Origin of the sequence: Bradyrhizobium cajani, from assembly GCF_009759665.1 — a bacterium.
GTDB classification, from domain to species: Bacteria; Pseudomonadota; Alphaproteobacteria; order Rhizobiales; family Xanthobacteraceae; genus Bradyrhizobium; species Bradyrhizobium cajani.
Genome location: NZ_WQNE01000006.1, coordinates 191434 through 215215, shown reverse-complemented (window position 1 = coordinate 215215; position 23782 = coordinate 191434). Strand labels below are relative to the sequence as shown.

The 23782-nt window shown below is 57.9% G+C and carries 21 protein-coding genes; 7 read left to right on the top strand and 14 right to left on the bottom strand.

The annotated features are described in order from the left end of the window. Position 1: 1 nt before the first annotated feature. From GPL20_RS10755 to GPL20_RS10700, 12 genes are all read right to left on the bottom strand, one after another. Positions 2 to 1333 (bottom strand): HesA/MoeB/ThiF family protein, encoded by a 1332-nt coding sequence (locus GPL20_RS10755; RefSeq protein ID WP_157329514.1) that lies wholly within the window; start codon positions 1331 to 1333, stop codon positions 2 to 4. Beyond that, entirely contained in the window at positions 1330 to 1728 is a 399-nt protein-coding gene (locus tag GPL20_RS10750) for an E2/UBC family protein (RefSeq protein WP_157329513.1), read from the bottom strand. Before GPL20_RS10750 ends, GPL20_RS10755 begins: the two co-directional genes overlap by 4 nt. Beyond that, the gene (locus GPL20_RS10745; protein WP_157329512.1) at positions 1728 to 1979 is read right to left on the bottom strand and encodes a multiubiquitin domain-containing protein; all 252 of its coding nucleotides are present in this window, start codon (positions 1977 to 1979) and stop codon (positions 1728 to 1730) included. The genes GPL20_RS10750 and GPL20_RS10745 overlap by 1 nt, the downstream gene beginning before the upstream one ends. Positions 1980 to 2014: 35 nt before the next feature. Beyond that, on the bottom strand, positions 2015 to 2881 hold the full coding sequence (locus GPL20_RS10740; RefSeq protein WP_157329511.1) for a BrxR family helix-turn-helix transcriptional regulator: 867 nt from the start codon (positions 2879 to 2881) through the stop codon (positions 2015 to 2017). Positions 2882 to 3686: 805 nt separating this feature from the next. Then, positions 3687 to 4520, bottom strand: coding sequence for a class I SAM-dependent methyltransferase (locus GPL20_RS10735; RefSeq protein ID WP_157329510.1), 834 nt, complete (start codon positions 4518 to 4520; stop codon positions 3687 to 3689). Between the two features lie 468 nt (positions 4521 to 4988). Next, positions 4989 to 5903 (bottom strand): branched-chain-amino-acid transaminase, encoded by a 915-nt coding sequence (gene ilvE, locus GPL20_RS10730; protein ID WP_157329509.1) that lies wholly within the window; start codon positions 5901 to 5903, stop codon positions 4989 to 4991. Positions 5904 to 5942: 39 nt separating this feature from the next. Then, positions 5943 to 7058: an aminotransferase class I/II-fold pyridoxal phosphate-dependent enzyme gene (locus tag GPL20_RS10725; protein WP_157329508.1), complete on the bottom strand. Its 1116-nt coding sequence runs from the start codon at positions 7056 to 7058 to the stop codon at positions 5943 to 5945. Between the two features lie 482 nt (positions 7059 to 7540). Beyond that, a complete protein-coding gene (locus GPL20_RS10720; RefSeq protein WP_157329507.1) occupies positions 7541 to 8329 on the bottom strand; it encodes a class I SAM-dependent methyltransferase in 789 nt (262 codons plus the stop codon). 106 nt (positions 8330 to 8435) lie between these two features. Further along, complete coding sequence (locus GPL20_RS10715; protein WP_157329506.1) at positions 8436 to 9044, bottom strand: CDP-alcohol phosphatidyltransferase family protein; 609 nt, start codon at positions 9042 to 9044, stop codon at positions 8436 to 8438. Between the two features lie 7 nt (positions 9045 to 9051). Beyond that, a complete protein-coding gene (locus tag GPL20_RS10710; protein ID WP_157329505.1) occupies positions 9052 to 9834 on the bottom strand; it encodes a phosphocholine cytidylyltransferase family protein in 783 nt (260 codons plus the stop codon). Between the two features lie 134 nt (positions 9835 to 9968). Continuing rightward, positions 9969 to 10907, bottom strand: a complete 939-nt coding sequence (aepX, locus tag GPL20_RS10705; RefSeq protein WP_157329504.1) for a phosphoenolpyruvate mutase — start codon at positions 10905 to 10907, stop codon at positions 9969 to 9971. A gap of 524 nt (positions 10908 to 11431) precedes the next feature. Then, a complete protein-coding gene (locus tag GPL20_RS10700; RefSeq protein WP_157329503.1) occupies positions 11432 to 11662 on the bottom strand; it encodes a hypothetical protein in 231 nt (76 codons plus the stop codon). Positions 11663 to 13297: 1635 nt separating this feature from the next. Between GPL20_RS10700 and GPL20_RS10695 the strand changes: the two genes are divergently transcribed. Genes GPL20_RS10695 through GPL20_RS10675 form a run of 5 tightly spaced genes read left to right on the top strand, consistent with a single transcriptional unit; the run spans position 13298 to position 17261 of the window. Next, a complete protein-coding gene (locus tag GPL20_RS10695) occupies positions 13298 to 13555 on the top strand; it encodes a multiubiquitin domain-containing protein (RefSeq protein WP_157329502.1) in 258 nt (85 codons plus the stop codon). Further along, entirely contained in the window at positions 13555 to 13935 is a 381-nt protein-coding gene (locus GPL20_RS10690; protein WP_157329501.1) for an E2/UBC family protein, read from the top strand. Before GPL20_RS10695 ends, GPL20_RS10690 begins: the two co-directional genes overlap by 1 nt. Then, positions 13932 to 15272, top strand: a complete 1341-nt coding sequence (locus tag GPL20_RS10685) for a ThiF family adenylyltransferase (protein ID WP_157329500.1) — start codon at positions 13932 to 13934, stop codon at positions 15270 to 15272. The genes GPL20_RS10690 and GPL20_RS10685 overlap by 4 nt, the downstream gene beginning before the upstream one ends. Continuing rightward, on the top strand, positions 15265 to 16740 hold the full coding sequence (locus GPL20_RS10680) for a hypothetical protein (protein ID WP_157329499.1): 1476 nt from the start codon (positions 15265 to 15267) through the stop codon (positions 16738 to 16740). The genes GPL20_RS10685 and GPL20_RS10680 overlap by 8 nt, the downstream gene beginning before the upstream one ends. Continuing rightward, positions 16737 to 17261: a ubiquitination-like system serine protease family protein gene (locus GPL20_RS10675; RefSeq protein ID WP_157329498.1), complete on the top strand. Its 525-nt coding sequence runs from the start codon at positions 16737 to 16739 to the stop codon at positions 17259 to 17261. The genes GPL20_RS10680 and GPL20_RS10675 overlap by 4 nt, the downstream gene beginning before the upstream one ends. Before the next feature lie 536 nt (positions 17262 to 17797). Here the strand turns inward: GPL20_RS10675 and GPL20_RS10670 are convergent. Together GPL20_RS10670 and GPL20_RS10665 are read right to left on the bottom strand one after the other, a co-directional pair. Beyond that, complete coding sequence (locus tag GPL20_RS10670) at positions 17798 to 18625, bottom strand: Crp/Fnr family transcriptional regulator (RefSeq protein ID WP_157329497.1); 828 nt, start codon at positions 18623 to 18625, stop codon at positions 17798 to 17800. A 377-nt stretch (positions 18626 to 19002) separates the two neighbouring features. Then, positions 19003 to 19479, bottom strand: coding sequence for an Lrp/AsnC family transcriptional regulator (locus tag GPL20_RS10665; protein ID WP_157329496.1), 477 nt, complete (start codon positions 19477 to 19479; stop codon positions 19003 to 19005). Between the two features lie 681 nt (positions 19480 to 20160). Here GPL20_RS10665 and GPL20_RS10660 point away from each other — a divergent pair. Next, positions 20161 to 20376 (top strand): hypothetical protein, encoded by a 216-nt coding sequence (locus GPL20_RS10660; protein WP_205751155.1) that lies wholly within the window; start codon positions 20161 to 20163, stop codon positions 20374 to 20376. Between the two features lie 1003 nt (positions 20377 to 21379). Beyond that, complete coding sequence (locus GPL20_RS10655; protein ID WP_157329495.1) at positions 21380 to 23500, top strand: prolyl oligopeptidase family serine peptidase; 2121 nt, start codon at positions 21380 to 21382, stop codon at positions 23498 to 23500. Positions 23501 to 23782 lie beyond the last annotated feature (282 nt).

Here is a 23782-nt window from a genome sequence, read left to right as displayed (position 1 = left end):
TTCAATCGTCCCGCGTAAACAAATCTTGCGAATCGCCGCGCGCGAGAACGCCTCGCGAGGAGCATACATAGCAATTCGGGTTGCTGGTGAACGAAACGGCCCGCAATGACGGGAGCCGGACGTCATAGATGAGATGCCTTGCCGCGCTTGGAACACCGACCATCATGGCTAAGAACATCGTGATCGCCATTGAGGTCACGGTGCCGTTGATTGAGATGACGGCGGGCGCCGGCTCATGCGCTCCTTGAATGTATTGGTCCCGGCTTCGCTCCTCGGCGTTCATCATGTCTCGTCGGACTTCTTCAGAATCTAGGAGCCCGCAGCAGGTGAAGCAGGGCAGCCTTGGAGCGAGGGCTTGGACACGGCCATGTACGCCCGCGATCTGACCAGCTCTGGCGGTGATGATGGAGCCCATATCAACGCAGGGAATTAGGTATTGATACGCAATCTGCTGAATTACCGCGCGGCTCCCATGGGAATCTGTACATGAGAAGATAAAATCTGCAGCCCGGAGCTCACGAGCAATCGCCGTTCGTGTCACATCGCCGATGATGCTCTTACACGCCGCGCCCGGCGTGATGCCTGCGACCATTTCAGCAGCCACGTCTGTCTTGAAACGGTTGACATCACCTATGCGAGAGCCAGCCACGCGGTTCAGATTCGTTGTTTCGATGCGATCGGGATCGATGAGGATGAACTTGCGCACCCCCAGATGTGCCAACTGTTCTGCAGCAATGGAGCCTGTGCCGCCGAGACCCACTATGGCAACGGTAAGTGATTCAAGATATTTTTGGCCAGCGGAGCCCAGTGCCCTGACCTGACGGTCAAATTTCAACGACGGGGGGCCTGACCCATCCGCGTCGTCGAAAAGCACTTGCAATTGAGGGCCGACCGACACGACGCGCATTGGAGTCTTTTCGCCTAGCCGACGTGCGCACCAGCCGCCAGCGCTGACGACTACCGCGCCGTGGACCGTATCAGGCGCCCGCACGGACAAGAAACGGGCCAGATGTGCCTCACCATCATCGTCTATCTTAGAGAATTCCGGCGGAGCGGAGCCGGGATGTGAGTGAACAAAGACGGCCGAAAGATTTTGGCTGGCGGCTCTTTTGCCGATCTGCGCAATATACTCCGGTTTGAGCTGCGCACTGATGAGCGACCGATCCGAATAATTTTCATCGGCAGGGAAATCGAGGCTGGATACGACAAGACGGTCCATGCCCGGCCAGGCAACGCGGGATGCCAGCATGACAGCGCAGCGTTCCGTCTCTCTGCCCACAAGCTCACCGATAATTCGGCTGGCATCTTTGTCCTGAAACCTGAGCTCCATCATCGAGGCGGGTCCAGTCGCTGAAGGATTACTCGAAAGAACTGCTCCAGCCGGTCGCGGTTGGGGTCCCATGTCTGCAGGTGCCACGAAAACCACGTCAGTGGGCGCCCCGGATTGGTATCGTAGGGCAATGGAGTTCCTTCGTTCGCATTCTGCGGAATCGCGCCATTGGGGAGCCGTAATGGCGGCGAAACCCAGAAGCAGTCGGGTCTTGCGGCGGGATAGCCCGGAGGTGCGATGAAGAGAACGTCGACCTTTCTAACGCTCCAGCCGTCGGGCAGATCGACCCCTTTAACCGTAATGAGGTAAGACGCATCGGCGCGGCGCTGAATTTCAGCCTCCTGCCGCTTGAATTCCTGAAGGTATTCCTTCAGTTGCTGGAATTGCTCGCCGATCATCAGAGTCCAAATGTCGCTGGCGGGACAGCGAAAAAGTGCTTCACGCGTTCAGTGATTCCCACAGCTTCTCCGTCGCCTACCCCCTTATCCGGCTTGTCACCTTCTTCTTCGAGGAAGAGCTGATAATTGGGGGCGACATTGGCGATCGCCTTTATCTCCGCCCCGGTAAGCGCGGTCTTGGCATTTTCGTGGCGAATCGCGTCCACGTAGAATACGTGCAGTTTTTTGTCGGATTTCTCTGCTTCAGACATATCATGCTCCTTCTAAGTGTTGTGCTTGTGATGCGTCATACGTCGTCCCTTGAACCTTCAAACTGAGCGCGGTTGGCCCATACGATCGGTTGAGGCTCTTGCGGCGATTCGATCCGCAGATGGCGCACAAAGTATGAAACCAGCGAGCGGCGGATCGTCTTGGAAAGCCGTCCATCCTGCATACCGAAGTCGGCAATGACTGAATCGCGCTGGCTCGGGGTCAGATTCGGATTGGGCTCAATCTCGATCACGACAAAAGTCTGCCAGTCCGTATCGTCCTGCGGATTCACACTGCTAACACGGCGTCCGTGAACGCGCTGGAATCTCGTCAGGACGAAATCGCGAAATCGAGAAGTTCCGTGACACCATGCGCGGGCATGCCAACGAGAACCGTCAAAGGCCAAAGAGTGCGGAGCAATCCACTGGCGAGTCGGATCGGGAGTGCGTATCGATTGGTATGTGACGTCTATCTCCGTGCCATCGCGGATCGCCCAAAGAATTGGCAACAGCATCTCAATGCGCACACGGCGGACTGGGAGGGTCACGACATCACAGGAGGGGCGAGTTCCGACAAAGCTGCCTGATCGGGAAATCGTCCCGATGGCGAGGCCCTGAATCTCGTTCAAATAAGTCTGGGTATCGGGCGCGAGAAAAAGCGGCCTAAAATGCTCGGTCGCGCGATAGACCTTTTCGTGACGATCATACTCCATGTTGTGTTTGGCCAAATCAAGGTACTTTGCGAAATCCAGCGACGCCTGTTGAACCGAGATGTTGAAATATTCGGCGACCTCACCGCGGTTGATTTTGCCGTCCCACAAGAGACGAAATTCAATGAATTCCAGTCGCCGGTCTTGTCCCCATGGCCGGGACTTGGGGACAGCCTCTATGGCCAGATCAGTCATGTGCCTGCTTGGTAGGTCGTTTAATACGATCCATCATAAAACACGACGCGTTTGGTATCAAGGAATTCTCGATTTGATCTGCTAAATGCGCCGGCTGCGCCGAGCCCTGAATCGGTGCATTGCTCGTAAGTTATTGAAAACATGCCGATATGGGGTCACACCTTTTAGACATCGTTCTGCTTACCGTCCACGTCGGGGTCCCGATCTCGTCTTCGTCGCGGGCTCGGATCGGACGGTGAATCGTCCGCATTGCGTTCTTTGTTGGTTCGTTGCGCTCTGTGATTGCGCTCCGGTTTCTCCGACCGCTCGCGGGTGCGCTTGCGCCGTTGGATCGTGATCTCGGCTTCAGGCGAGGGTCCTGAACCGCACCAAAACGCGCGACGGGCGCGCCCACCTAAGAGCGGCTAACATAGCGGCGGCGCGCGACCGGCACCGTTCGCACTAAAGCATCGGGGCCACGCTCATGGAGCAGCCGTTGTCCGCATGTTGGTGATCCCGCGAGAAGAGATCAATGCCAGGGAAGCTCGTCGCCGGCTTGGTCGGTTGCCAGCTTGTCCTGACGGGGCGACAAAGACAATCGTGAGTCGCTTTCTTCTCTGCGCGCGATTAGGCGGGGTCGCAGACAGTCCAGACCCATTCCCGCGTCAGTAGCGCGAGCCAGATACACCTCCTCTAGGGATCGGTCGACGAGCATCTGCACCGATCGCACGCAGCTGCTGCGGCTCACGCAAGAGCCCGGCACGACCGGCATCGAGCCTGGATGTGAGCCAAAGCGGGGACTTCTCGCTAGTCAGAGTAAAGCAAGTTAGCGCTTCCCCAGTGGTTGCTCCTGAGGTCGGGCTCTGCTCAAAACGAGATCGGTCAGCCAGTCAACAATGACATAACCTGACGCGTCCTGGTACCGGTCTAGGAGGGCGTCAAGTTCCTTGGCGATCGTTGCGGCGCCAGACCTAGCGATCGCCATCCTTAAATGTCCTGATTGACAGTAGCCCCGAAACTGCACTGCAGTCGTCGTCTGGCGCCATTCGAGCTTGTAGCGCTCCACAGACACCAGATCGTGCCTCGAACGGAGTTCCGCTTCGAAATCAGCTTTCCCATAACTGCCCCAGAAATCAGAGTAGTGGTCTCGGCGAAATCCAGGGATGTAGCGCTCTTGAAGGCTGACGAAATCATCGAGAAATGCGCTTTCTTCGTGCCTATGCTTGTTCTGTAGGAGCAGCAATGTTCCTGAAGGCTTCAGCACCCGTGCAGCCTCTTGGTAGAATAGAGGCCGATCGAACCAGTTGGCCGCCGTTGCTGCCGTCACGAGTTCACATGAACGATCCGGGAGCGGAAGCATCTCAGCAAACCCGGCGAGGACGTCGAGGCCACGAAACGCTGCGGATCGCTCCTTGGCAACGGCGGCCATATCGCAGTTTGGCTCAATACAGGTTAGGCGCGCAATGCTCGGAACCGACGCCATTAGCTGTCTGCTGAAAATCCCCGTACCCGCGCCCACGTCTGCGGCCGACCGCAGTGGCGCGAGTGCCGAGTGATAGTCCGTGAGGATATCAAAGACCGCGTGAGGATACCTCGGCCTATACTCGTCGTAGTTCAGAGCGGCGCCGTTATAGAGCTGCCATGTCACCCGTTCATTCATAGCGATCCTCGAGCGGAGAATTAAACAAAGGAGAGCGGCGTTCCATCGCCCGGATGGAAGCCGGGCGGGAGTAGCTTCGAATCCGACTGATTGCGGGATGGCTCCTGCACGTTCAGGCCGACGAAGACCCAAAGGGTACCCCGAATGCGGACGAATTCATCAAATCTGCGATCAATCACGCCGTCTATCGTATCAAGCAGCGCTGAAGACGCAGACTATAAATACCAGTAGGTGAAGAGCGAGAGGGCAGGTGCGCACCCATTCCGGATTGCGCAGTGGTGCCAATAGCGCCGCTCGCGATTGGCGGCGGGCCCTTTCGGAGATTCGCGACCGCACCAGCATCCGCGGCGCGTTAAGGAATTAGGATTGTCATTCCGGCAGTTGTAGAACCGCAATAATTCGACAATGACGCATCATTGACTACGGCTAGCGGCTGAGGTGAGGTCATCCCGCTTGCATCCATGTCTTTCAAAAGACAGGAGTTCGCCATGACTCGTGCGCGGTATTCGTTCCGGTGGCGATCGCTCGGTAGATCGCGATGAGCTGCCGTGTGATCGCTCCGGGTTGACCACTCCCTACCACCATGCGGTCGATCGAAGTCACAGGAGTGATTTCGGCACCGGTGCCGCAGTAGAACACCTCCTGGGCGAGGATAAGTTCCGTCCGATCGACATCGCGCTCGACGGTATCCACCCCAAGATACTCACGTGCTAACTGAATAACGGTCTGACGCGTGATCGATTCCAGTATGTCGTTGGTTCCGCTTGGCGTGATCAACTGACCATCGCGAACCATGAAAACGCACATTGCTGGCGCCTCGGCCAGTTTTCCTCTTGAGTTAAGGAGAAAAGCGATATCGTATCCATCGAGTTGGGCCTGCATCATAGCCAATCGTGAGTTGTGATAGTTTGCATTGCATTTGATGCGGGCGGGCATGACGTTGTCCGGCATTCGCATCCAAGAACTGATCTGAGCAGAAGCGCCTTCGACGGATTGTCTAGTGGCCTCGCGGGGAAAGGCCGTAATCGCAGACCCTACGGGTCCTTTTGCCCCCAACTCGCCAAGCCCATCAATGAAAGCCATCATCCGAATATGCACCGTCGTGCGAAATGCATTTGCACGGCAGAGGTGAACGAGTGCCACGATCAGCTTATCACTGGAGATCGGCTGATCGAACCTCATTGCCTTTTGTGAGAAGGCATATCGCTCGAGGTGCTCTGCAACACGGAAGAGGTACAATTGCTGGACGTTCTCGTTCCAATAGCCGCGTATTCCTTCGAACACACCAATGCCATACTTTGCCACGGGCGAGAATACATGCACCCTGGCTGCATCCCATGGGACAATTTGGCCATTGAGATACGCAAATTCTGGCGCCAACATCTTTGCCTACACCGATTGTGAGTTACCATGATCCGCGAGTTAAGTCCGACTGAGGAGTAAGGCCGCTAGAACACCCAGTCCACGTCGGAGGTCCTCGTGGGTTGACGGAGCGATCAGCGATGCTCTGATGTTGTGCTCGACGTTGACGCCAAGTGTCGCAAACACTCGCGGATGTCTCAGGATTACGCCCTTCGTGTGAGCCGCTTGGATGAATGGCTCTGCTGTCCACGGAGATGGCAAGTCGATCCAGACGTGCAAGGACGATTTGTTCGTGCGCATCACCCCTAGATGCCCAAGCATCTCCTGCGCAATGTCTTGCCGGGCCGCGATTTCCTTGGATATCTGTCCGACAATGTGACTTGCGGCACCACTTTCAATCAGGTGAGTGATAATGGCCGCCGATAACCCCGGTACAAACCAACTCGAGACGCTTGGTATTGGTCGAAGAAGATCGGCCAGGCCGCCGTCCGACGGCGCAATAAGATACGCAGTCCTCAATCCGATGCCCAAGCATTTTGAGACGCTCATCAGGTACCAAGTGAGATCAGGAGCGATCGAAGCGAGCGGAGGGGGCGCGTTGCTGGCTATAAGGCCATGCACGTCATCTTCGATAATGGGAAGAGCGTACTTGCGGGCCACGCGAGCGATCCTCTGTCTGCGCTCAAGCGACATCATCGAAGTCGTCGGATTGTGACCTGTCGGGTTGATGTAAACGGCCGCCAAATTGTGAGCTTTGCATAATGCCTCAAGGGAATCGTCACGCATGCCGTCATCGTCTATGTCAACGGGAAGAACGCTAATCCGGCCCAGCATTGCGAGTTGGCCGATCGCTGCATAAGTCAGCCTTTCCGCGGCAATCGCAGCTCCTTGGGGAGCTAGTCGCGAGAACAGGACCATTAGCGTGTTCTGAGTGCCGCCTGTCATCAGTAAGCGGTTAGAATTAGGGCGCGCACCGAGCCGGTTCCTCAACCAATCGGCAGCAGCTTGTTTGTCTCGTGCACTCCCGTGGAAGCGATGGCGTTGTATTGTGCTGGTAAGGTCCGGTGCGCGCGCCGCCGCAGTGAGGCTTCTTTCGACATGTTCGCGGAAAGCTGGCACGTGAGGAGCCCATGTTCGCGTCATATCAATCGGCGCCGTCGTTTCACCACCAGACATTTCAACTCTCCTCGGGCGACCGGTACCGCATTACATCAAAGCTGTGGCTGTTGGCCGGTTCTCCGCCGGCAAGGGTTAGAAGCGAGGTCGGGTGCGACTTCTCACCATGCGGTTGATTGCGGAATCGACGGTTCCGCTCCCTCCTGCCCCAAATGCCGCGTTCCCTGGCCAGCTGCAGCTGCTCTGTGACCAGCAGCATGCCTGTAAGACTGATCAGAGCCGGACGTAGCTGGGATTCGTTCGATGACCCCGCCGAGAGCCGCGGGCAGTGACGAGCTCCATCAGCAAAAGCATGGGAAATCTGCTGGCCAGTAGGAGCCGCTGCATAGAAGATGCTCTGCCGCTCAGAATGGCTATCACCGCACGCCGCGAATGAACGAGATCGGAGATCAAGGGTGCACCTCCGGGCGATTGAAGCTCGGCACAATCTAAGCTCCGCAGGATCCGATTGCGTGAAGAACAATTTCCGCTGCATTTCGCCCTTAGTACCGGCCGGCGTATAGGATATCTAAATGGCATCTTTCAATAAACATGTCAGCCGGCGACAGTTTGTGGAGTAGAGAGCGCAACTGTTCGTCGAATTCATCTCTTCTGTGCGTTAGTACACCTGGACAGGCTTTTGATGTGGAATACATGTATTGGACGAGTTTCTCGGAAGTCCACGATACCATGTAAGGGATGTGGCTTCCTGTGATGTTCGAAAACGTCGATTGGCGCAGAACAGCTTCGTGGTCCACACGCAATTCACGGCGCTTATCGCCACGTCCGGCGGGAAAATAGCCTCCCCACCAAGTGTGCACGAAGTCCCAGATCCTGTTCCACCAATCACTCGGTGTGGTCTCGTCGCGAACTCTTGTGATGATCGCTACCTTGCCGGACGAAAGCAGGCGACGATCAAGCGTCTCCAGAACGAGCGAGCGGTCCATCCAGTGAAAAGCACTCGCGATCGTGGCCCCTTGGTAGCCGGTCAAGCCCAGATCCATCTCCTCGGCGGTGCTTTCAATCACTGAAATGTTGAGGAGGCCGCGTTCAGATGAAAGTCGGTCGGCCTCGCCGAGCATGGCGCGATTTGGATCGACGCAGTCCACATGTGTCACGCTGGGAGCAAGTCCAAGTCCGATCTGTCCGGTACCACATCCAAGATCAAGTACTCGACTGTCAGGTGTTAGAAAAAGATGCTCGCTAAGCGATCTGAAGAGTTCGTGCGGGTACTCAGGTTGATAGCGAGCATAGTAAAACGCTGCTCCCTCAAAGATGCTGCTTGCTAACATCCAGCCCTCCTTTCGGCTGCTTAAGCGCCCAAAACCGGCATCTGACGTCTCTCGGCCAATTGCGAAGATCTAGAGCTCCGTACCCATGCGACCTGCGCCCCGCTGGTTAGCTTAGACTTCGCAATCCCAGAGCCGATGAAGCGATGACGGAAAATATCGAGAGTGCGACGTACATGGTCATATTGGGCGCTGCGATACGGATCGGCGCGACGTGTAGTGCTGCGAGTAGGATGAAAGTGCTGAGCGTGACGGGTACGAAAAACTCATCTGAAACCAACGGTCGAGCAAGGAAAATGATCGCCATCACAGGGATGTCGTATGATAATGGGAGCCCTAGAAAACGGCCGTCGCGTAAGCGGCCGAAGTTGTCGAAGTAGCTGAGCCTAATTGCTCCCGCAGCAAGGAGGGCGGTCGCGGTGACTAGGGCAAAACCCGAGGCTCCGCTGAGTTGGATTAGGATTGCCGCCGGCAAGACGGCTCCGTAGATGAGGTCAGCAAACCCGTCGAGGCTCTTTCCCATCTTGGCAACATCTGGGTGGCGATTTTTCGTGTGAGCTGCCACTATCCCGTCGAGGTGGTCGGACAGGACTGCCCAAAGTGCTGTCGCTATCGACAGCTCGAGGCGATTGGACAGGGCAAGAAAGAAACTGACGGATGAAAAGAGAAGGCCGCCAGTCGTTATGGCGTTCGCCGGATCCCAGAGGTACTTGAGCATCGAAAGTTCACCTTTTGCGAGGCATGCCTGGACCTTGCACTCCCGTGAAAAGTCGCTCTGCGATTTGCAGATCTTCAGCGGTGTCGATTTCGTACCATCTGACATGGTCGCACCGCGTAGTGGCGAGCTGCAGGCCGCGCCGTTCAACAAGGTACGAAAGAAGCTCCTCAGTGTAGGCCTGGGTCGCTCCGGACCCTATGATCTGGTCCAGCGCTGGAACAATCGTCGCCTTGAGGGTCGGAGCTGAAAGTCGCAATAGGTTCATCGTTTTGAAAAGCCGTGGCCCACTCGCCGCCAGGTTTGCTCCGGTTTGCCTCATACGGAACTCAGAGATGAGGCCGCGATCCGTCAGCAGGACTGCCGAACCTTCCATCGATTCTTCGAAGGGAACGATTGCTGCCGCGTCGGTCACCTGGCTGTGCAGCAGATCTCGCAGTACGTCCTCCTCGAAGAACACATCGCCCTCGAGGAGAAAGCAATCTCCGGAAAGCAGCGCGTCACGCGCGAGCCACAATGAATAGGCGCTTCCGGTGTGGTCGAAAGCCGATGATTCCACATAGTTGATCGCAAGCGTGCCGAAGCGATGCCCGCAGGCGTATTGAATAGCATGCTTGCGATAACCGACCACGAGCGTCACCTCTTCGACGCCGACGGCTTCCAGATTTCGGAGCGCGTTGTAGAGAATCGGCGTGCCGTTGACTTCGACCAAGGGCTTCGGCCGGAGGTCCGTCAGCGGTCGAAGGCGAGAGCCGACTCCGGCAGCGAGAATGATTGCTTTCTTGATAGTCATTTGATCGCGGCAGCCGCCGAGGTATAGGTGGTTCGTCCAAAGCGTCAGTCTATTCGACGCACATCTGGCAGTAGTTAGAGCAGCAAGCGTAGCCATTGTGGGCCTAAACCGCCTGACTTGGACCGTGAATGACCCTAATGCTGCAGTTTGTTAGGCTGGAGGTACCGCGCTTCAGCCTCGGCGAGTTCATCGTAGCTGAACAGTTCAAACAGATCTTCGAGGGGGATGATATCCGGCTCGATGGCCGCAACGTTCTCTTCAGCGAAGATGCGGCCGCAGACCCGACGCATTGCGGCGGCCGCCGCTCGCATGGAGTGATTGGCCCAAATGACCGTCGAGATGTCGACGCGACGATACTCGCAGGTCGGTGTCCGATAGTATTTCGTTGGAACGATCACGACCGGCAACCTGTTCTGCCAAGCATCTGCGAACGAAAGGATTTCGTCTGCGGAGCTGCTTCGGGAGTGAATCAGGATCGCATCGGCTCCGGCTTCCTGGTATGCGTGAGCGCGTGCGATTGCTTCGTGCATTCCGTGGCCGGCGATTAATGCTTCGATCCGGGCCACAAGGACGAGCTCGTTCGCAACTGTGTCCTTCACGGCGCGCAAGCGTCCACAGAATTCGTCAACGTCCGCGAGGGGGTGACGGTCGCCAACAAACGAGTTTAGCTTCGGAAAGCAGCTGTCTTCCAGCGCAACACCCGCCGCGCCGCGCTCACGGAGCTTGCGAGCGAGCAGGCGGGCATTGTTGAAGTTCCCGAAGCCGCCATCGCCGTCGACAAGGACCGGAAGTCGGCTTGAATCCACGATCCGCTCAACGGCGTCGACAAGATGGCTCCACGATGCTTCGTTTGCATCGCGGTAACCTAAAGAGCAGGCAATCGACAGACCGGAAGCCCACAGGCCCTTGAAACCTGCTCGCTCGGCAATTGCGGCGGACAGACCGTCGTGCGCTTCCATGAGAAAGGAGAGTGCGCTGCTGCAGCAAACCTCAGCACGCAGAGTATCAGCTCGAGTGAGATCGAGGGGTTGTTCATACCCATCAGCGAGGAGAGATGGTGAATGATCCTGCATACGAAATCCGTGCTCCGGGGCCGACGTTATCCCACTTCGAGCGTGACACGTTTCTGGCATCTTGATCAATTGAGAGAACTGGTAGGTGAGATCATGGACGTCTCGCTGCGGATGAAATGGCGTTAAGCCTGCGAACGCATTCCAGCTCAAGATTAGACAGATGCAGATGAACCGACGAATTCATTGAGTTGCGCTCTCTTTTCCGTTGTGAACTGGTCCACATAGGAAGGTCGCGGGCGCGTCCTGGATCTCTCCTCTTGTGTCGTCGTACGGAACGACTCAGGACGGCTCATGTTCAGCTGTATTACGATGTAACCCGCATCGGGCGGAAGCAATGATCGGCGAATGATTGTCGTCCGACACAGGCTGCCAAGAAAGCCTTTGGGCTGCCTAGTTGAATGCTTGAAGTGGGCACGCTGAAGAAATCGGCTGGCCGCAGTTGGACTTGCGACGATGAACGAGTGCCCCCGGCTTCGAGTGGGTAGCAGGTGCAGAAGAACGATCACATTGTTATGTTCTGCAGTTCACGGGCTGGCAATATCAAGCTCGATCTCACGCGTCACTTCGATGATGCTCTCTGGATGGCGTCCGTTCTTGAATAGAGCGTATTTCAGAGCTTCAGCGCGGTTGATAAAAAGCCCGCCAAAGGCGCCCTGTTGTTCACGGGCAACCCAGTTGCCGGCCCGATTTTTACCGACGAACACAATCGGCGGAGCGCAGTCACTTGAATGGGAGGCGAGGACCTGAATCATCATGTCCTTTCGGTGAGATGACAGCCCACATTCATGTGGAACAATCCATTTTGGAGGGCTCCGGCTAGGGACCGTAAAGCGATTGTTGAGCTTTCGTGCTACTCACATCGCGGCATTCGACAACCAGCATCTACGACTTCAAAGTGTGGCTATTGGCCCTCAGTCGGCTGTGGCCTTCGCTGGTGGCAAGTATTCATCAACCTGGAAGGATTAGCTCAAACGGGAACGGAATTCTCCTATCAGATCTGAGAAGAGAAAAGAGATTCCGCGACGATGCGCTGTCCAAGCGCGCCAGCGGCGAAAAGTACCGTGTGTGGGGCCAGGCGATGCGGTCGATACTTAGGGGGCTTTAATACGTCCTCACCACTCCGGCTGTTTGCAGGTCTTCATTGATTCGGAAGCGAGGATGTTCACCTTCGGCGCATAGTTGATTACGGCCGGCAACGCTGTCGCGAGATACGCGGTCGGGCAAGCGTCTGTCCTTCGGATTCCGACAGCTGCTAGTATGCAAGATGAGTGACGATACGCTCGTTCCCTGATCCACTGCCGTCACTCGCGTGCTTCGCGGGATTCCGCCGTCCCGCATCCTCATCGGCGCAAACTGGGTGGCAGAACGATGATCTTGTCACGCTCCGCTTTCCGAAACGGCGCGGCTTGCTAAGTTGGTCGATCGACACGTAAATCTCGCATCACGTCAAGCGTTCTGTGAAGCCGGAATTCTGCTCAATCAAGGCGGTGCACGCGTTGAATCTGCGGCCGTGAGCGCTAGCCTGAAAGAAGCTTACCCCTCTTTCGGAGGTAAGCATCGGGCTGGCCGGCCGTCGAGTGCTGCGTCCGTTCACGGTCTCTGACGATCGAAATCACCGGCGCCGGCTGCATACGACGGGTAGTCCGGCGCGGCGCTCGCGGAGGTCAGCTTCGCAACCAACGAGACAGTCATATGGAGTGTCGGTCCAGAGCAGGAGCTGGCAGTCCGTTTTTACGCATGGAGAACAATCACGCTCTCAATCCGCTGATCCGGGCCCGCGCTTTCCTTGTCCAATCGGAAGAATGCGAAACACTCTTGCCATGTGCGCGCGCCACACCCCGATCTCTGCGGTAGTCGAAAAGTCGCCTCTCCGGAGGTGCGCAACGTCAGTCCTATGTCTACCGAAGACGTTGGACCTTGGATGCGGCTGCCGCTTCGCCAGTTTGGGCTGCAACCGAGGCCGCCTCTCCAGACGCGGGTGCGCCGTGCCTTTCGAATGAGCCCGGGAACGCGGACAGATGCATGCACTGTGGGGAAGTGAACGTTCTAGCCGCAGCGCGTTTTGGAGGTAGGCCCAGTTTCTTCGGCTTCAGGTGCAAGCCACTCGGGCAGCGTAGCCTTGGATGTCGGGAAAACCGTCGCCGCGTCCGATTCGCGCCCGCCATGAGAGCTGACGCCGGCCGGCGCCGCAAGGGCGCGGATCCTGTGCCCTTCAGTCTCTCTCGTGCGCCGTTCGGCGTCGATCAGTCGCATTTCGAAGGAAATCACCGATCCTGTTCGTATAACAACGGCCTTATACGCGGGCCGGGAGCCCGCATTGTGTGATTTGTGGGAACTCGCATATCCGGCTGGGAAGCCGCGCCTGGATGCGAGATAATAGAGGCGAACAGATGAGTGACAAGCAGAACGGACACCATGAGACGTACTTCTTCTTTGTCGGCGGCAAGAAGTACGAGACCGACCAGCCGGCACTGACAGGGCTGCAAATTAAGGCGCGCGTTGCCGAGTGGGATTCCTCTCATGATCTCGTTCTCGAAGGGCACGGAAACGATCCCGATCGCGTTATCGGAGATGACGAACGGGTCTCGTTAGACAAGGACAAAGGTCCGCTTCGCTTCTCGTCGGCCCCGAAGGCGAACTTCGGCTGATGGGCGCCGCTGAAGTCCAGATCGAGGATCTGCGTCGGCGCTGGCCGGATGTGCGTACGCAAGAACTGCCGAGCGGCGCAATCCTGGTGACGATCGGTTCGATCTCGCTGCCGCCCGGCTGGAGCAGGGCTGCGACTTCGATCCGTTTTCTGGTTCCGACCGGCTACCCCTTTGCCGCACCCGATTGCTTCTGGGCGGACAACGATCTGTTGCTCGAGGGTGGACGCATGCCGTGCAGTGCCGGCAACAACAACATGATCCCGGAGGCCGCGGAGCCTGGACTCTGGTTCTCTTGGCATGTCCAAGCATGGAATCCCAACCGCGACACGCTCTCAAGCTGGATGAACGCCATCGCCGATCGCCTGAGGCGACTGCAATGAGCGGACTGCGTTTCGCCTGGCCGGCGTATCGCAAGGCCTCGGCCGACCTGCTGGCCTCAGCGCCACTCGAGAGCTGCGGGGTAGCCTATTCGGTGCACGATCCGCGCACCGACACATGGTTGGTGGACGATGTAGAGAGCGTCGCCCATTCGGCTTACGAGCATCGCGATGAGGTGTCGGCAACGCTTCGACCTGCATTCATTGTCGAAGTCGCCAACCGTGCCCGCGCGCTGGGACGAAGCGTCGTGTTGGTGCATACCCATCCGTTCGAACAGAGCCAGCCGCGATTCTCCGCAGTCGACGACAGGGGCGAGGTCGCATTGGCGGGCTATCTGCGTCGCCGGGTGCCTAAAGGCGAACACCTGGCGCTCGTATTAAGTCAGGCGGGCTGCCGAGCCCGGCGGATCGGCACGGCGCAGGAGGTGCCGGTCTGGCAGATCGGCGAGCGACTAGTCCTCGTGTCGTCTGCCAAATCCACCGAAGGCAGCGATGTGCGATATGATCGGCAGGTGCGCGCCTTCGGTGCCGATGGTCAGCGGGTAATCTCGTCACTGAAGGTGGGTGTCGTCGGGGTCGGTGGTACAGGGTCAGTGCTGCTCCACCAGCTTACTCGACTTGGCGTTCGCGATTTCGTGCTGATCGATCCTGACGTGGTCGAAACCACGAACCTCAACCGCTTGGCCGGAGCTGGTCCCAGTGACGTGGGCACGAGCAAGATCGCTGTCGCGGAAAGGGAGATACTCGCGTGCTCGTCGACCTCGCGGGTGCGGGGACTGAGAGCCGATGTAGTCGATGCGAACATCGCGGCGGAGCTTGTCGGTCTCGACTTCGTCTTCCTCTGCACTGATTCCCATGCGAGCAGAGCAGTGGTCTGCCAGGTTGCCTACCAATACCTGGTGCCCACAATCGATATGGGCACGAGCATTACCGTCCGGGAGGGTTCAGTCACCCACATCAGCGGGCGTGTGCAGATGTTGGCTCCTGAGTTGCCATGTCTGACATGTACAGGCGCGCTAGACGGAAATCAGATCCGACGCGAGATGATGAGTCCGGAACGCCGTGCGTCCGATCCCTATCTGGTGGGGGACTGCGAGCCTCAACCGGCCGTCATGTCAATCAACACGACGATGGCGTCGCTGGCGGCCACCATGTTCATGGCTGCCGTGACCTCGATGCCCGGCCAGGCTCGCTTCCAGCTTTATGAGGGTGTCAGAGGCGCGGTGCGACCGACGCAGGCGAGAAGAGTCGAGGATTGCGTCGTCTGTTCGCGTCGCGGCGCTCTCGCCAAAGGGCCCTCGTGGCCTCTTCCGGTCCGGCCGAGGGCGAACAATGGCTAAGGCGCGACCCGAAGTGCTGTGGTTCGGTACGCCACCGCCGCCCGAAATCCAGCGGGAGTTCGTGCAACGGAACCTGCACCTGCTGTGCTGCGCCTCCGCGGATGGCGTGGATACCTCAAAAGCCTGCGCCGCTGTGTTTCAGTTCGGCTCCGACATGCCGGAAGACGTAGTGAGGACCGCCGACGCCCATGTGAGAACCCTAATCGACAGCGGTTTGCGCGTCGATCTTATTGCGGACGATGACGAGACCATGGGGCGCGTGCAGGCGTCGGCGAAATCAGTCCTGAATATCGCCGGGGTCGCGGTCCGCACAGATATGCCGTCGCATTCCTTAGCAGAGAAGATCGCAAGGCACGACGCCGGTCAGAGGCCGCGCGCAGACCGCAAGATCGAAGTCGCGGGAGACCGCGAACCCTTGCGCGAAGTCGACAAGATACTCTTTAAGCGTGCATTCGCGCACTGCAGTCGGATTGTGCTGGAGGAACTCACGGGTGGGCTGTCGCAAGCTCGCGTCTTCGCCGTTCACATGACCGTTCATACGTCCAATGCTGGAGCATGGCCGCAGCCCGATTTCGCCAAACTGGATCGACGCGACAAGATCGAGCAAGAATACCGGAACTACCGCGAATACGCCGATAGATATATTCCTTTGGGCCTGAGACCGAATATTCACGATCCGGTATTCGGTGCGGAACGCGGTCTGTTGGTTGGAAGTTTCGTCGACCGATCCGAATCCTTATGGAATTTGGCGCGCCGAAATCTGGCGGCTCGGGCCGTGACGTCGCTGATCGAAGAGACTCTTGGCGGCTGGCGTGATCAAGCATACGGCAAGGATCCGGACGAGGGCTCAGTAGTCCAAGCTACGATCGACGCCGAGATACTGCGTCCTTGCAAGCTGAAGTCGCGGTATGTTGAAGATGCATTTCACTTTGGTATCACGGCGACCCCGGAGATCATTCTTGATCAGTTAGGCAAACTGCGCCAGCGCTACCGCAGTGCGCCGACGCATGGCGATCTCCATGGGGAAAACGTGCGCGTGCGCAACGACCATGCGATTGTTATTGACCTGGCGTCGGTTGTCCGCTCCGCTCCCCTGACGGTGGATCTTGCGGGGTTGGAGACCTGGCTTGCCTTTCAAATGCCACCGGAGTGCAACCCTTGGGTATATGAAGACGCCATTTGGGCGGCTGAGATTGATCGTCTTTACGCACCGGCATCGTTCTTGCATCCCCCCGGGCCTTGTGATCCGACCAGCAAGTTCTGCTGGATGTCCAGCGTGGTCCGACAGCTCAGGCGGATGGGAATCGCAATACAATCGTGTTCCACTGAATATCAGGCTGCGGTCGCCGTGCAACTCCTCAGGCGCTGTCGATGGGATGACGGTCCTGCTGCGGACCGCTTTAGGCGTACAAAAGGATACGCCGTCGCGGCCCAATTGGCGCGCGAGCTGGCGGCGAGGAAGACATGAGCATGGTTGCGAGGAAGGTGAACCTGCTCGGTTTTGCGGAATACCGAGATGAGGGAGAAAAGATGCTTGCCGCTCCCGGCGATGTGGTGGTCATCCAACGAGGCGCGCTGCGCTCGGTCCTGATGCGCTGTCCCGACGGATGCGGCGAAACGCTCGTCGTCAATCTCGATCCACGCGTAGGAAAGTCTTGGAGACTGGATACGCGGACCGACAAGCCGACCCTCTATCCGTCGGTTTGGCGAGACGGAGGATGCGGTAGTCATTTTATAATCTGGCGCGGGCAGCTCCTGTGGTGTGACCGCTTTGAAGAAGGTAACGTCGAGCCGAACTTCGACATCGTCGCGCTCGGGCGGCGCGTTCTGAAGTCGTTGCGAAGACGCGAACTGCGTAGCGCCGAGGAGATCGCTGCTGACCTCGATGAGATTACATGGGAAGTCTCAAGGGCAGGGCAGATGCTCGTGCGACGCAAATTGGCTATTTGTGGATCTGGTAAGCAGAGGGATTGGTTCGCGCTGGCGTAGGCCACAATCAGAATTCCGAGCGTGAGATTACGCCGGGCATTGCCCTTGACTGCTGGCAATCTTCAGAAGGGACATCATCCATGCGCCGCGCACCAATTGACGAAGCTGGCTGGAGGGGCTGCGCCGTGTAAAATATCATGATCAATATACAAGATACGACAGCCCTCGGGTGGTCGGCAGCGGCCGAACTCGTTGGGGCTAAGGCAGCAGGATCTTGCATTTCTCTCAACCTTGACGGGTGTTTCATCTTCCGGCCGCGCTCGCCGACAGCCTCTGCGTCCGCGCGCGGGACGGTCGTCCTGCGTGCCCGCTAATGGCCGGACGCATCGCGCAGCGGGCGACGCGTTAGCGTTGCGACAACCGCAAGCTGACCAGCCCCAGGTATCGCCGACGATCGGCTACCCACCGCCAGCTACAGGGCGCAAGGGGAACGATTGATTGGTGACGGGGTGACCTTTCTCGGGCGAATTGTCTCAACTTCGCGATCACAAGCACCCAGAGACACACAGAACGCCAGTCGCGAGTTGCTAGCTCGTCTATTCTTCGCCGAGAGTGTGGACTGATAAGGAGGCATAGGCAGCTGAGACGAGCTTGTAGCAACAGCATGCTTTCTCTTCGAGCAATTTGTGTTCATCGATCTGCAAGACGCCCCGCATCTTGCGAATCAAACCTTGCTCCTCGAAGCGGATCAAGGTTTCGGTCACCCCAGCGCGGCGCAGTCCCAGCACCGAGGACAGGTAATCGTGGGTGACTGGCAGCACGGGGGAGTCAATCGCTTCACCAGCTAGGCAAATCCAGCTCGCGAGGCGCTGTTCACGATGGTGCCGAACTCCGCACAATCCTGTCTGGACGCACTGAAATGTCAGCGCTTGCACGTACTCGAACAGATGGTCTCTGATCTCGGGATGCACTTTCATGATCCGACGAAGATCCTCGATACGAATTCTGTGCGCGCTTCCCGGAAAGACGACGATAGATTGATGCGTTGAAAGATGTCCTCCCCACAAGAAGGAGGTGCCGACCACGCCCCGATAGCCTATGACTGCCGTTTCGAGCATACTTCCCGCGGCAACAACTCGGAGCGAGACGAGGCCGCTCTCTACAAAATAGACGTGCTCCACCGGCCTTTTTGGCTCTTGCAGAACCATCCGTTCTTTCAAGACGACCGGCTCGAGACACTCCCCTATTGCCGCAAGCTCTTGGATAGAAAGACGCGCCAAGATTACGTTCTTCACAAAGGGCCGTTTTGCAGGATGCACCGGAAGAGGACGAACAGGCTCCGGTCGTGGGCCAGGCAGCTGCCTGACAGCTCTATCTTGAGAGCAGTCAAGCACTTCGAGGATGGCGTGCACGCGATCGGTCATGGTCCCTCTCCCGGCAGGAGGCCTTTGCTTGACCGTAACGAGAACATGATTGCGACTATAGCAACATTTTCATCTTGATTGATGCAACGAGTAGCTCAAGGGCGCCCAAATCCCGCGTTGAGGGGTCTGTCTTTGACGAAATTCGACCAAGCCAATGGAGGCGCTCGCGCCGGCTCGGACTCAACGTGCCACATTCTTGCTCTTGCACCTTGCCCTTAGCGGCACGATTGATTGCGTCCACGGGATTGCCGTATAAGCGGGCGCTATGTGCATCTCTTCTCTATCCCTGACTGAGATCCGAAGAAGCCGCAGGAGAGCGAAACGGTCTGGTCAACATCTCGATTGCGGGCGCGAGACGATTGCCCGCATCGAAGCAATCAATCGTTTGGGGGCAGCTCCACCGGAACAGCAAATCCAACCTTTACGCGATCCAATATGACCATGCTCTTGAAGCCCTTGATATCGCGATTTTCGTAGAAGAAGCGCCGCGTGAACTCCTCGTATTCCTCCATGGACCGCGCGGTAATGTACAGGACGAAGTCGGCATCGCCCGTGACGTAAAACCCGTGGACGACATCAACTGATGATTTGATGGCCTTCTTGAATCTATCGATGATATCGGCGCTTTCCCGCTCCAAGGTCACCAGTGCAAGCACTTGAATAGGTCGTCCGACCGCCCCTGGCGATACAACCGACACGTCGGCTTGGATGATGCCCTCCGAGCGGAGCCTCTTCAACCGTCGTTGGCACGCGGTAGGAGAAAGCCCGGCCATCTCGCCAATCACGTCTGAAGTCAGACGGTTATTCTTTTGCACGATCTCGAGGATGCGGGCATCTATCCGATCGTACTGCATAATCACCTCCGAGCCTGAGACGAATTCCGCCGCGAGATGGCCGCTCTGCGCAGGAAATCCTCGAGGGTGAAAATACGACGAAATCTTCCGTGACAAAGGCCCAACTTGATCAAAGTAGGGATGAGGGGCGTTTCCACTGGCATTCTGCGGCGCGGCAGGCAGCGAAGCCGAAGAGCCGGCCTTTCGGATGAGAGATCTGGCCTTCGTTTTCGACAAAGATGTAAACCAAAGCGAAACCGAAGCGCAATCGAGCCGGGCCTCGTGATAAATGGCGGAAACGGCATCCTGATTTGAGGCCAGCTACTAGCCCCTGACGAGCGCGCGCGAAGGCGCCGTTCTGCCTCTGAGAGGCGAACCCTTGGGGCGACTTCGTCCTCCAGCTCGATAACAGCCGCAACATGGAATCATGACTGCGATGTGCATCAACTGCGGCCGCTCCGGTACAACCTGGATCGCAAATTGCGCGCGGCTTGTTTGGCGCGAGTCAGCCGCGACCAGCACAAGCTGTAGCCTGCTCACAACCCCACCTTGCTGGAGACGCGAAGCACTGTCCTTCGCATTTTCGTGCGGTGATGTTGCTGCTGGTCGGCAGACTATGTCCGTGAGCTGGACAAGAGCCGTGTCACCGTTCCGGCTGATCAGTGCCTTATTATCGGTCGCGGCTGGACCAACGTGGCTCAGATGCCGCAGTACCGGAACCATGCCGAGGCGCTGGCCACCTACAACGAGATCGACCCCGCGGATGTCGCCCTGAAGGAGGCCGCCCGTGCAGACGAGAAGAAGGCCTATGGAGCGCTAGAGGCCCGACTGATGCACACTCAGGACAGGCTCTGGGAGCTGCCGATAGCCACAGCTTCGCTCAGCGGTCGTCCCGAACAAGAGCCCGGTGTCGGGTAGGATTGAGCAGGCGAGGAGCACAGCACGGCAGATTACGCTGTTCTGCAGCAGCACAGAGGAACGAATAGAATTAACGCCGACGCGGTTCTTGCAGGTTGCGCAAGCCTGGATGATGACCGGAAATGAGTGAACGAGCTGCATCAAGGTATCACGGGAGTGATCCATAGTGGAGGGGGCGGTGTGCAGCCAAGGCGTTGTTCCGTACCCGTAAACGACGCTTATGCAAGTGGCGTCGGCATCAGCGAGCTTTTGGTCGTTCCGCGCCGGAAAGGCTGCCCATTGCAATGGAGGCCGCAAGTCTCGTTAGCACAGAGTGGCTCGCACTCGCCTCGCGCCCGCCAGGCTGCTCCGCCAGCAGCGGACATTCTCGATCGACATCTCGCCCCTTCGTCCGGGTGGTACGCCTTTGAAGGACCACGGGCTCGTGCAGCCGATTTCCGCCGGTAGGGTCAGGACTGTTTGAGCCTGACCCTAGCGACAAAAGAACTCCTGATGACAGCTTCGTTTCGTCAACTTATCGAAAGATAGAGCCTGACCCGGCGCTTGAACCCGTCTGGTTAGAGCCTCGAGCTCAAGACGCATTGCTACTAGGAGCCGTAGTCCTTGCTTCTGCCCTTATCGTCTTGAGTGCAATCCCCTGGGAAAGGCGCTGCTCTTTGTCATGATGATCCCCGTCGACAAGTCTGCCAAATATACTCGCTCGAAGGGATCTACACAGGCGGAGCATCCGTTCTTGGTTGCTGAATCCGAAAAGACCGGTGCCATCTGACGGACTGTCCGGTCGACACGTTGTCGGTGTCTGCTTCGCAACCAGTGAAGGGAAGCGGACAATCGTGCTGAAACCGGAGCGGTTGAAACTTGCGACTCTTTAGTCGGCACGCAGCTTGCAGTGAGGGGGCGCGACATAGCGCAAGCCGCGCTGTGTCACGCGCTTGCTTGCTTTCCGCTGCTTCTGATTGACTCGGGGCGAGCCTGGCCGCTGGACGTCAGCCGGAGCAAATCCATGAAGTCATCACTCCTGTTCGCCACGCTGATGTCGATTGCCTGCTTGATCTCCACGACGCTTTCACAGGAGCGAACCGATGCGGCACTCACTGATGATCCATTCCGTTGGCTCGAGGAGATCGAAGGGCCAGCCGTAGTGGCTTGGGTTCGCGCCGAGAACGAGAAGACGCTCGGGGTGCTTCAGTCGGATCCTCGCTATCGGCACTTCTACGAACAGGCGCTTTCCATCCTGCAGAAGGATCGGATCGCAGATATTCAATTGGAAGGGCGCGGTTTGGAGCATTTCTGGCAAGACGAGAACCAGGTGCGCGGCGTCTGGCGGCGCACCACGCGTGAGAGCGATCGTGGCCAGGACCCAAAGTGGGAAGCCATCCTCGACGTGGACGCCTTGGCCGTCGCCGAGAATAGAAATTGGGTCTTTCGAGGTGCCAGCTGCCTTCCGCCTGAAGAGCGCCTCTGCCTAATTAGTCTTTCCGATGGCGGCAAGGAGGCCGTGTCCATGCGGGAGTTCGATCGCACCGCGAAGACCTTCGTTGCGGACGGCTTTAGGCTCCCGGAGGGCAAGCAGGACGTCAGCTGGGTCGATCGTGACACACTGCTTGTTGCACGGGACTGGGGCGAGGGGACTTTGACGCAAGCCGGCTACCCCTTTGTGGTGAAGGAGCTCAAACGCGCTCAGTCGCTCAGTGAGGCTCGCGAGATCTATCGTGGGGAGCCCACCGACAGTGAGACGCAGTCCCTCGTGCTTCGTGACAGCGAGCGTCATATTCATGCGACCGGCGCGGTCCGCGCAATCAGCTCTTTCGAGTCCGAATATGTGGTCTTCCGCCCCGATGGGCCCGTCAAGCTCAATCTGCCGAAGAAGGCCGAGATCGTCGCGCTCGCGTGCGGCCGCCTGCTTGTAAAACTTGACGAGGACTGGACGCCGTCCGAGGACACCCGCTTTAGGGCCGGCTCGGTGATCTCGTATGACCTCGACGAATGGAAGCAGGATCCGCTGCGCGCCAAAGCCTCGCTTGTCTTTCAACCTGGACCCCGCCAAGCCCTGAGCGAGTTAACCGCCACAAAGAAATTCTTGATCCTGACGATCCTTGAGAACGTTCAGAGCAAAGCGTTCGTCTATAAGTACGCTCAGGGAGCTTGGTCCGCGACGCCCATACCGCTGCCGGAACATACAGGTGTCAGCCTGTCAGTTACCTACGACGAAGCGGATCGGGTCAAGTTTACCGTCTCGAGCTATCTCGGACCAACTTCAGTCTGGTATTTTGATGCGGAAAGCAAAAGACTTGAGGAATTGAAGAAGACACCGTCTGCCTTCGATGCGTCCAAGCACGTCGTGGAGCAGCTCGAAGCCACTTCGCGTGATGGCACGTCAATTCCCTATTTTCTGGTGCGACCCAAGAACGCAAGGTTTGACGGCGCAATTCCGACACTTCTTCATGGCTATGGCGGTTTCCAGGTTCCGCTTCTGCCCTCTGATCTGGGACCAGGTGGGCGGCTCTGGCTCAAACAGGGCAATGCCTATGTCGTTGCGAACCTGCGCGGGGGCGGCGAGTTTGGCCCACAATGGCATCAAGCCGCCCAGGGGGCAACGAAGCAGACGACATGGGATGATTTCCTTGCCGTTGCCGAGGACCTGATCCGCCGCAAGATCACGAGTCCACGCCGGCTTGGAGTAATTGGCGGCAGCCAGGGTGGCCTCCTCGTTGGCGCGGCAATCACCCAACGTCCCGAGCTCTTCAACGCGGCGATCATCGAGGTGCCGCTGCTTGACATGCTTCGATACACCAAGCTGGGCGCGGGCGCCTCCTGGGTCGGCGAGTACGGTGACCCCGCCATTGCCGAGCAGCGTGCGTGGATCGAAAGCTACTCGCCCTACCAGAAGCTGGTGGCGGGAAAAACCTATCCCGTTCCCTTCATTCTTACCTCCACCAAGGACGACCATGTGCATCCAGCACACGGCCGCAAGGCTGCCGCGAAGCTCGCCGCGCTGGGTCAACCTTACCTGTATTACGAGAACATCGACGGGGGACACAGCGCCGCGGCCAATCTCACGGAACACGCGCGTCAACTGGCGCTTGAATACACCTATGCATGGAGGCGGCTTTGTTCTGAGTAAACTTCCGTCAACGGGCTGATCGAAGCAGATCAAATCGAGACGGTTATCTCAACGCCTACACATTGCTTCGGTGAATTCATCGGACCCGGGCGAGAGGCTGGTGAGCCGCCGGCGGCGCGACGAAGTTCGTCACATGCGCAACTTACCGGTTTGAACAGGCTCCGCTGTTGTCGAGCGGATTTGCCCATTCGCCCGAATACAACAGGACGCAGCGGATAACTTGCCAAATGGGCTTCCTTGAGGATTGTCTCGGCAGGCCCTGTTCGTCGACAAGGCGCGACG

What these genes read in the sequence shown, in the direction of transcription:
- GPL20_RS10755 (WP_157329514.1), bottom strand. Translation starts at nt 1,333, where the DNA reads ATGATGGAGCTCAGGTTTCAGGACAAAGATGCCAGCCGAATTATCGGT.
- GPL20_RS10750 (WP_157329513.1), bottom strand. Translation starts at nt 1,728, where the DNA reads ATGATCGGCGAGCAATTCCAGCAACTGAAGGAATACCTTCAGGAATTC.
- GPL20_RS10745 (WP_157329512.1), bottom strand. Translation starts at nt 1,979, where the DNA reads ATGTCTGAAGCAGAGAAATCCGACAAAAAACTGCACGTATTCTACGTG.
- GPL20_RS10740 (WP_157329511.1), bottom strand. Translation starts at nt 2,881, where the DNA reads ATGACTGATCTGGCCATAGAGGCTGTCCCCAAGTCCCGGCCATGGGGA.
- GPL20_RS10735 (WP_157329510.1), bottom strand. Translation starts at nt 4,520, where the DNA reads ATGAATGAACGGGTGACATGGCAGCTCTATAACGGCGCCGCTCTGAAC.
- ilvE (WP_157329509.1), bottom strand. Translation starts at nt 5,903, where the DNA reads ATGTTGGCGCCAGAATTTGCGTATCTCAATGGCCAAATTGTCCCATGG.
- GPL20_RS10725 (WP_157329508.1), bottom strand. Translation starts at nt 7,058, where the DNA reads ATGTCTGGTGGTGAAACGACGGCGCCGATTGATATGACGCGAACATGG.
- GPL20_RS10720 (WP_157329507.1), bottom strand. Translation starts at nt 8,329, where the DNA reads ATGTTAGCAAGCAGCATCTTTGAGGGAGCAGCGTTTTACTATGCTCGC.
- GPL20_RS10715 (WP_157329506.1), bottom strand. Translation starts at nt 9,044, where the DNA reads ATGCTCAAGTACCTCTGGGATCCGGCGAACGCCATAACGACTGGCGGC.
- GPL20_RS10710 (WP_157329505.1), bottom strand. Translation starts at nt 9,834, where the DNA reads ATGACTATCAAGAAAGCAATCATTCTCGCTGCCGGAGTCGGCTCTCGC.
- aepX (WP_157329504.1), bottom strand. Translation starts at nt 10,907, where the DNA reads ATGCAGGATCATTCACCATCTCTCCTCGCTGATGGGTATGAACAACCC.
- GPL20_RS10700 (WP_157329503.1), bottom strand. Translation starts at nt 11,662, where the DNA reads ATGATGATTCAGGTCCTCGCCTCCCATTCAAGTGACTGCGCTCCGCCG.
- GPL20_RS10695 (WP_157329502.1), top strand. Translation starts at nt 13,298, where the DNA reads ATGAGTGACAAGCAGAACGGACACCATGAGACGTACTTCTTCTTTGTC.
- GPL20_RS10690 (WP_157329501.1), top strand. Translation starts at nt 13,555, where the DNA reads ATGGGCGCCGCTGAAGTCCAGATCGAGGATCTGCGTCGGCGCTGGCCG.
- GPL20_RS10685 (WP_157329500.1), top strand. Translation starts at nt 13,932, where the DNA reads ATGAGCGGACTGCGTTTCGCCTGGCCGGCGTATCGCAAGGCCTCGGCC.
- GPL20_RS10680 (WP_157329499.1), top strand. Translation starts at nt 15,265, where the DNA reads ATGGCTAAGGCGCGACCCGAAGTGCTGTGGTTCGGTACGCCACCGCCG.
- GPL20_RS10675 (WP_157329498.1), top strand. Translation starts at nt 16,737, where the DNA reads ATGAGCATGGTTGCGAGGAAGGTGAACCTGCTCGGTTTTGCGGAATAC.
- GPL20_RS10670 (WP_157329497.1), bottom strand. Translation starts at nt 18,625, where the DNA reads ATGACCGATCGCGTGCACGCCATCCTCGAAGTGCTTGACTGCTCTCAA.
- GPL20_RS10665 (WP_157329496.1), bottom strand. Translation starts at nt 19,479, where the DNA reads ATGCAGTACGATCGGATAGATGCCCGCATCCTCGAGATCGTGCAAAAG.
- GPL20_RS10660 (WP_205751155.1), top strand. Translation starts at nt 20,161, where the DNA reads ATGCCGCAGTACCGGAACCATGCCGAGGCGCTGGCCACCTACAACGAG.
- GPL20_RS10655 (WP_157329495.1), top strand. Translation starts at nt 21,380, where the DNA reads ATGAAGTCATCACTCCTGTTCGCCACGCTGATGTCGATTGCCTGCTTG.